Source organism: Oceanicola sp. S124 (assembly GCF_000220565.1).
Classification (GTDB): domain Bacteria; phylum Pseudomonadota; class Alphaproteobacteria; order Rhodobacterales; family Rhodobacteraceae; genus Pseudooceanicola.
On record NZ_AFPM01000308.1, the window covers coordinates 26,234 to 32,313 of the forward strand.

At 68.0% G+C, this 6,080-nt stretch carries 8 protein-coding genes; 2 read left to right on the forward strand and 6 right to left on the reverse strand.

Annotated elements, in window-relative coordinates; translation table 11 throughout:
• Nucleotides 1-16: 16 nt before the first annotated feature.
• Entirely contained in the window at nt 17-316 is a 300-nt protein-coding gene (locus tag OS124_RS0120970; protein WP_010141950.1) for a hypothetical protein, read from the reverse strand.
• An 87-nt stretch (nt 317-403) separates the two neighbouring features.
• Here OS124_RS0120970 and OS124_RS0120975 point away from each other — a divergent pair, with 87 nt between their 5' ends.
• Nucleotides 404-940: an AAA family ATPase gene (locus OS124_RS0120975; RefSeq protein ID WP_010141952.1), complete on the forward strand. Its 537-nt coding sequence runs from the start codon at nt 404-406 to the stop codon at nt 938-940.
• A 3-nt stretch (nt 941-943) separates the two neighbouring features.
• Here OS124_RS0120975 and nusB read toward each other — a convergent pair whose 3' ends face one another.
• The 5 genes from nusB to OS124_RS0121000 form a co-directional block, all read right to left on the reverse strand.
• The gene (nusB, locus tag OS124_RS0120980; protein ID WP_010141953.1) at nt 944-1,438 is read right to left on the reverse strand and encodes a transcription antitermination factor NusB; all 495 of its coding nucleotides are present in this window, start codon (nt 1,436-1,438) and stop codon (nt 944-946) included.
• A gap of 24 nt (nt 1,439-1,462) precedes the next feature.
• Complete coding sequence (locus tag OS124_RS0120985) at nt 1,463-1,996, reverse strand: 6,7-dimethyl-8-ribityllumazine synthase (RefSeq protein ID WP_010141954.1); 534 nt, start codon at nt 1,994-1,996, stop codon at nt 1,463-1,465.
• Between the two features lie 9 nt (nt 1,997-2,005).
• Nucleotides 2,006-3,136: a 3,4-dihydroxy-2-butanone-4-phosphate synthase gene (gene ribB / locus OS124_RS0120990; RefSeq protein WP_010141955.1), complete on the reverse strand. Its 1,131-nt coding sequence runs from the start codon at nt 3,134-3,136 to the stop codon at nt 2,006-2,008.
• Nucleotides 3,137-3,278: 142 nt separating this feature from the next.
• Nucleotides 3,279-3,866: a hypothetical protein gene (locus OS124_RS0120995; protein ID WP_010141956.1), complete on the reverse strand. Its 588-nt coding sequence runs from the start codon at nt 3,864-3,866 to the stop codon at nt 3,279-3,281.
• On the reverse strand, nt 3,863-4,450 hold the full coding sequence (locus OS124_RS0121000; RefSeq protein ID WP_010141957.1) for a riboflavin synthase: 588 nt from the start codon (nt 4,448-4,450) through the stop codon (nt 3,863-3,865). Before OS124_RS0121000 ends, OS124_RS0120995 begins: the two co-directional genes overlap by 4 nt.
• Nucleotides 4,451-4,644: 194 nt before the next feature.
• Between OS124_RS0121000 and OS124_RS0121005 the strand changes: the two genes are divergently transcribed.
• Nucleotides 4,645-5,928: a capsular biosynthesis protein gene (locus OS124_RS0121005; RefSeq protein ID WP_010141958.1), complete on the forward strand. Its 1,284-nt coding sequence runs from the start codon at nt 4,645-4,647 to the stop codon at nt 5,926-5,928.
• Nucleotides 5,929-6,080: the final 152 nt, after the last annotated feature.

Below are 6,080 nucleotides of genomic sequence, written 5' to 3' on the forward strand. Positions count from 1 at the left end.
CAAGATGAATGGCTTGTCAGCCCTTCTTCACCCGCGCTTCGACGCGGACAGGCTGGGCCAGCAACGGCAGGCGGGTGCCGCCGTGCGGCCTGTCGTCCTCCTGCAGGCGCATCACCGAGATGGCGAACTGCACCCCGGCAAAGACGATCCCGTTCGAGAAGAAGATCAGGAGGGCGCCAAGCAGCCCGTCGGACGAGCCGAGGACGAGCCGCTGCAATCCCATGACATCGAAATAGATCAGACCCGCGGTGAACACCGCGGAAATCCCGAAACCGATCAGGCATTGGGTGATGTAGAGACGGACAAGCTTGGGCATGGGAACCTCCGTGAATGGCCCGAGGATACCCCGACTCACCCGCTGCCGGCCAGAAGACCCGTTGTCGCGGGCGAGGACTGCGAGACCATGCGAAATTTCCACGTCATTTCAGGCTGCTCCGGCGGCGGAAAGTCGACCCTGCTGGAGGCGCTGCGCCAACGGGGCGCGCAGGTTGTGCCGGAACCGGGTCGGCGGATCGTCGAGGCAGAGCGCGACCCGGACAGCCCCCGCCTGCCCTGGAACGACCTGGCCGCTTTCGCCGAGGCCGCCATCACCCTCGCGCTGGAGGATCTGGACCTTGCCCGCGCCCTGCCCGGCCCGGTCTTCTTCGATCGCGGGCTGGTCGATGCGGTTGCCGCGCGCTGGCAGGCCCGAGGCGCGCCCGAAAAGGCCGCAACGGATCCGCTGCTGGCGCGGCGCTGCTACGCGGAGAGGGTCTTTCTGACACCGCCCTGGCCGCAGATCCACGTCACTGACGCCACCCGCCCGCATGGGCTGGCCGAGGCGATTGCAGAGCATGAAAGGCTTGCGCAGCTCTATCCCGCCCTCGACCACGAGGTGGTGGAGATACCCCGCGCAAGCCTCGGCCAGCGCGTGGATTTCATCGTGAATGCAATCGGTTAGAGGTCAGAAGGCCTCGGGCTTGGCCTCGCGCGCCATGTGGTCCAGCACGGCGTTGACGAACTTGGATTCCTTGCCCTCGGGGAAGAAGGCCTTGGCCACGTCGACATATTCGACGATCACCACCTTCGGCGGCGCCTCGCCCTCGACCAGCTCGGCCCCGGCGGCGCGGAAGAGCGCCCGCAGGGTGGTGTCGATGCGACCCAGCGGCCATTTCGCCACCAGCGCCCGGTCGGTCATCTGGTCGATCTTGGCCTGCCAGTTGACCGCGTCACGCAGCGTCTTGCGGAACAGCTCGACGTCGCCTTCCTGGAACTCGCCCTCTTCGTAGGAGGCGCCGAAGCGGTGGTCCTCGAACTCGACGATGACCCGGTCGACGGATTGCCCGCCCAGCTCAAGCTGGTAGAGCGCCTGCACCGCGTAGAGACGCGAGGCAGAGCGCATCTTGCGCTTCTGGTTGCCCGAAAGGGGCGCGGCAGGGGTCGGGGTCTCGTCACTCATTTCGGGCGTCTTTTCTGCTGGCAGTCAGGCCTTGCCGGAGAGGCTGGCCTCGTCTGTGGCGGGCAGGAATCCCACGCCGCTTTTCGAAGCGCCCCATTTGCGCGAAAGCGCGACAAGATGCAAGGCCGCAGCGGCAGCGCCGCCCCCCTTGTTCTGCTCGGCCACGCGGGCACGGGCCAGGGCCTGGTCGCGGTTCTCGACGGTCAGGATGCCATTGCCGATGCAGAGCCCCTGCAGGCCCAGCAGGGTGATCCCGCGCGAACTGTCATTGCAGACCGTGTCGTAATGGGTCGTCTCGCCGCGAATGACGCAGCCGAGGGCGACATAGGCGTCGTAATCGCCCATGCGTCCGGCCATGGCGATGGCGGTCGGCACCTCGAGCGCACCGGGCACCTCGATCAGCTCATGGGTCGCCCCCCAGGCTTCGATCTCGGCACGGGCGCCTTCGATCAGCTGGTCGGCGATGTCCTTGTAATAGGGCGCGACAACGATCAAAACCTTGGCAGGCTTGGTGAAACTGCCGCGCGGCAGGGTGTAGTGCTGTTCGGAACCGGCCATGGCCCCCTCCTATTCCGCGATCCGGCGGGTGCCGGTGATTTCCAGCCCGTAGGCATCCAGACCCACCACGTTGGGCTGCGGCGAGTTGGTCAGCAGCACCAGCTTGGACAGGCCGAGCGTGGTCAGGATCTGCGCGCCCAGGCCATACTGGCGCAGGGTCTGCGGCGAGACCTCCTCTCCGCTGACCAGCTTCATGTGCAGGTCACGCAGCAGCACGACCACGCCGCGCCCCTCTTCGGCGATCAGCCGCATGGCATCGCGGAACTCGTTCGCGCGCCCGGCCGAGCAGACACCGGCCACGTCGCGCAGCGGATCCAGCGCGTGCATCCGCACCAGCACGGGTTCCTCGCCCGTGATATCGCCCTTGATCATGACGATATGCTCGGCGCCCTGGGTTTCATCGACGTAGATCTTCAAGGCCCATTCGCCGCCGAACTCGGTCTGGACGGTCTCTTCCTTCTCGACCCGCACGAGGTTGTCGTTGCGGCGGCGGTAGGCGATCAGGTCCGAGATCGTGCCGATCTTCAGGTTGTGGTGCTGGGCGAAGGCGATCAGCTCGGGCAGACGGGCCATGGTGCCGTCCTCGTTCATGATCTCGCAGATCACGCCCGAGGGGTTGAGGCCGGCCAGCCGCGAGACGTCGACAGCCGCTTCGGTATGGCCGGCACGCACCAGCACGCCGCCCTCGCGGGCCCGCAGCGGGAAGACGTGGCCGGGGGTGGCGATGTCCTGCGCGCCCTTGCCCGCGTCGATGGCCACGGCCACGGTGCGGGCCCGGTCATGGGCGGAAATGCCGGTCGACACACCCTCGCGGGCCTCGATGGAGACGGTGAAGTTGGTCTCGTGACGCGACGAGTTCTGCGACGACATCAGCGGCAGGCCCAACTGGTCGACACGGTCGCCGGTCAGCGACAGGCAGATCAGGCCGCGCCCGTGGGTGGCCATGAAGTTGATTGCCTCGGGGGTCGCCATCTGCGCCGGGATCACCAGGTCGCCCTCGTTCTCGCGGTCCTCGTGATCGACGAGGATGAACATGCGGCCGTTGCGGGCGTCCTCGATGATCTCCTCGATGGAGGAGATCGCATCGGACCAGCTCTGCTCGACCGGGCCCTTGGCTTCATAGGCGGCGCTATCGCTCATCACTCACTCCTGATGTTTTTTGCGGCCATATCGCAGGCGCAGGGGAAAGGCCAGTAAAACGCAGCGGCGAAGGCTGTGGAGGCCTGTGCGAAAATGCACGATGCGAGGCTCCATCCGCGGTCACGGCGCAGCCCCGCACCACTCAGGCAAAGAGCGCCTCGGCGGGCAGCGCGCCGCCAAGGCCGCCGGCGGCAAGCCATTCCTGCTCCAGTCCAAGGGCGGTGATCGCCACAAGCCCGGCGGCGGGCAGACGACCCTGGGCGCGGGCCAGGGCGGCGCGGATCTCGGGGAAACTGCCGAGCAGCGGTGGCGCAGGAAAGGCCAGGTCCAGGCCTGCGACGCGTTCCAGCAGCAGGCGCGGATCCAGCGGCGGCTGTGCCAGCCCGATGCGCAGCACATGGCGCAGCGACAGAAGCTTTTCAGAGATCCGGGGCGCCACGGGGGCCGCGTTGGAATGTACCCCGAGGGCGTTCGAGGAAATCAGGAACCCGGCCACATCACGCCCCGAGGTGGCACGGATACGGCAGTAATCGGCATAGGACAGGCCCAGTTCCTTCGCGCGGGCGATGCGCATCCGGTGGATGGCGACGGGGATGCGGGCCTCGCGGTGGCTGGCCTGCGCACGTGTCCAGGCATGGATGCGGAACTGTCGCCCGGCATCCATCGAGGGGCCCTGGTTGTGGCCGATGCCGGCCCAGGGCCTGCCCCCTTCGGCGCCTCCCTCGCTCAAGCGAATTCCTGCAGGCGGGCCACGTAGCGGGCCATGGTGTCGACTTCCAGGTTGATGCGGTCGCCCTCGGCGACACGGACCCAGGTGGTGACGGACTTGGTATGCGGGATCACGTTGACGCCGAAGGCCGCACCCTCGACCTCGTTCACCGTCAGCGAGGTGCCGTTCAGCGCGATCGAGCCCTTGGGCGCGATGAACTTCGCGAGCGCCTCGGGGGCGCGGAAGGTCATGCGGGTGCTGTCGCCCTCGTCCTGCAACGAGACCAGCTCGGCCACGCCATCGACATGGCCCGAGACGATATGCCCGCCCAGCTCGTCCCCGACCTTCAGGGCGCGCTCCAGGTTGACGGTGCGGCCCTCGGCCCAGGTGTCGAGGTTGGTCTTCGACAGGGTCTCGGCGCTGATCTCGACATCGAACCAGTCGGCGCCGGTCGCGATGACGGTCAGACAGACGCCGTCGCAGGCGATCGAGGCACCGAGGTCGACGTCCGCCATGTCGTAGTGACAGCCGATGCGCGCCAGCAGGTCGCCGCGGTGCTGAAGCGACCTGACCTCGCCCATGTCGGTGATGATGCCGGTGAACATGCGCACCCTCCTTGCCGTGGCGGTGACGTTGCCCCGGCGTAGCGCGCTGCGCGGGCCGGTGCAAGACGGCAGGCGGCCCTGCCCGCCCTGCGCCGCGGCAGGGCCCCATTTCCGCCGGTTTGACGGGCTAGCCATATCTCCGCAATATGCGAGAGACACCGGGTCGGGACACCCGGACGGGACGGATGCAACACATGGCGCCAGAGACACGGGTCTTCCTGTTCCTGCAGGGACCGCATGGACCTTTCTTCCACCAGCTGGCCCGCGCCCTGCGGCTGGCGGGCGCCACCTGCTGGCGCGTCGGCTTCAACGCCGGCGATGCCGCCTTCTGGCCCGAGCGCGCCAGCTTCCTGCCCTACCGCGACGCCCCCGCGGACTGGCCCGCCCGCCTGGACGCGCTGCTGGAGGAAAAGACCGTCACCGACCTGGTGCTCTACGGCGATACCCGCCCGATCCATGCCGAGGCCGTCGCGCTTGCCAGCGCCCGCGGCCTGCGGGTGCATGTCTTCGAGGAAGGCTACCTGCGCCCCTACTGGATCACCTACGAACGCGGCGGGGCCAACGGCCACTCGCGCCTGATGCAGATGGACCTGGCCGAAATGCGCGCCGCGCTGGCGCTGTCGGACATGGATGCCCCCCTGCCCCCGGCCCGTTGGGGCGACATGCGCGAACATGTCTTCTACGGCGCGCTCTACCACTGGCTGGTGATGTGCGCCAATCGCGGCTATCGCAACTTCCGCCCGCATCGCAGCATCGGCGTGGCGCGGGAATTCCAGCTCTACCTGCGTCGCCTCGTAAGCATGCCGGTCACCACGGTGACGCGCTGGCTGGCCTCGCGGCGGATCCGGCGGGGCGGCTTCCCCTACCACGTGGTCCTGCTGCAACTGGCGCATGACGCCTCGTTCCGCGACCACTCCCCCTTCGCCTCGATGGAAGACTTCCTGGGCGTGGTGATGCGGGGCTTCGCCGAGGGCGCGCCGCGCCACCATCACCTGGTCTTCAAGGCGCATCCGCTGGAGGACGGCCGGGTGCCGATCCGGCGTGAACTCGCCCGGCTGGCGCGCGAGCTGGGCCTTGAGGGGCGCATCCACTGGGTGCGCGGCGGCAAGCTGGCCCAGCTTCTGGCCGATGCGCGCTCGGCCGTCACGGTGAATTCAACCGCCGCCCAGCAGGTGCTCTACCGGGGCATCCCCTTGAAAACATTCGGCAAGGCGGTCTACGACAAGCCCGAGTTCGTCTCGGACCAGCCCCTGCCCGAGTTCTTCGCCGGCGCCCGCCGCCCCGATGGCGCGGCCTACAAGGACTACCGGCGCTTCCTGCTGGAAACCAGCCAGGTCGCCGGGGGCTTCTACGCTGCGCGCTCGCGCCGCCAGCTGCTGCGCCAGGTGGTCGACATGATGCTGGCCGAGGACGATCCCTACGACGCCCTGCGATCGGGCACCGCGGCGCCGCGGCAACAGTTGCGGGCGGTGACGTGACACCGACGTATGGCCGAGGCCCGAGAGACTGGCTTTTGCAGCCAAGCTCCTGTAACCTCGCGGGAAAGAGGCGACTTGGCGGCGGATCCGGGCCAACCTGGACCATCGCGGCAGAGAGAACGGCCAGCCATAGGCCGAGGAGACGAGCAGTG

What these genes read in the sequence shown, in the direction of transcription:
- OS124_RS0120985 (WP_010141954.1), bottom strand. Translation starts at nt 1,996, where the DNA reads ATGGCCGGTTCCGAACAGCACTACACCCTGCCGCGCGGCAGTTTCACC.
- OS124_RS0121005 (WP_010141958.1), top strand. Translation starts at nt 4,645, where the DNA reads ATGGCGCCAGAGACACGGGTCTTCCTGTTCCTGCAGGGACCGCATGGA.
- OS124_RS0121000 (WP_010141957.1), bottom strand. Translation starts at nt 4,450, where the DNA reads ATGTTCACCGGCATCATCACCGACATGGGCGAGGTCAGGTCGCTTCAG.
- OS124_RS0120970 (WP_010141950.1), bottom strand. Translation starts at nt 316, where the DNA reads ATGCCCAAGCTTGTCCGTCTCTACATCACCCAATGCCTGATCGGTTTC.
- ribB (WP_010141955.1), bottom strand. Translation starts at nt 3,136, where the DNA reads ATGAGCGATAGCGCCGCCTATGAAGCCAAGGGCCCGGTCGAGCAGAGC.
- nusB (WP_010141953.1), bottom strand. Translation starts at nt 1,438, where the DNA reads ATGAGTGACGAGACCCCGACCCCTGCCGCGCCCCTTTCGGGCAACCAG.
- OS124_RS0120975 (WP_010141952.1), top strand. Translation starts at nt 404, where the DNA reads ATGCGAAATTTCCACGTCATTTCAGGCTGCTCCGGCGGCGGAAAGTCG.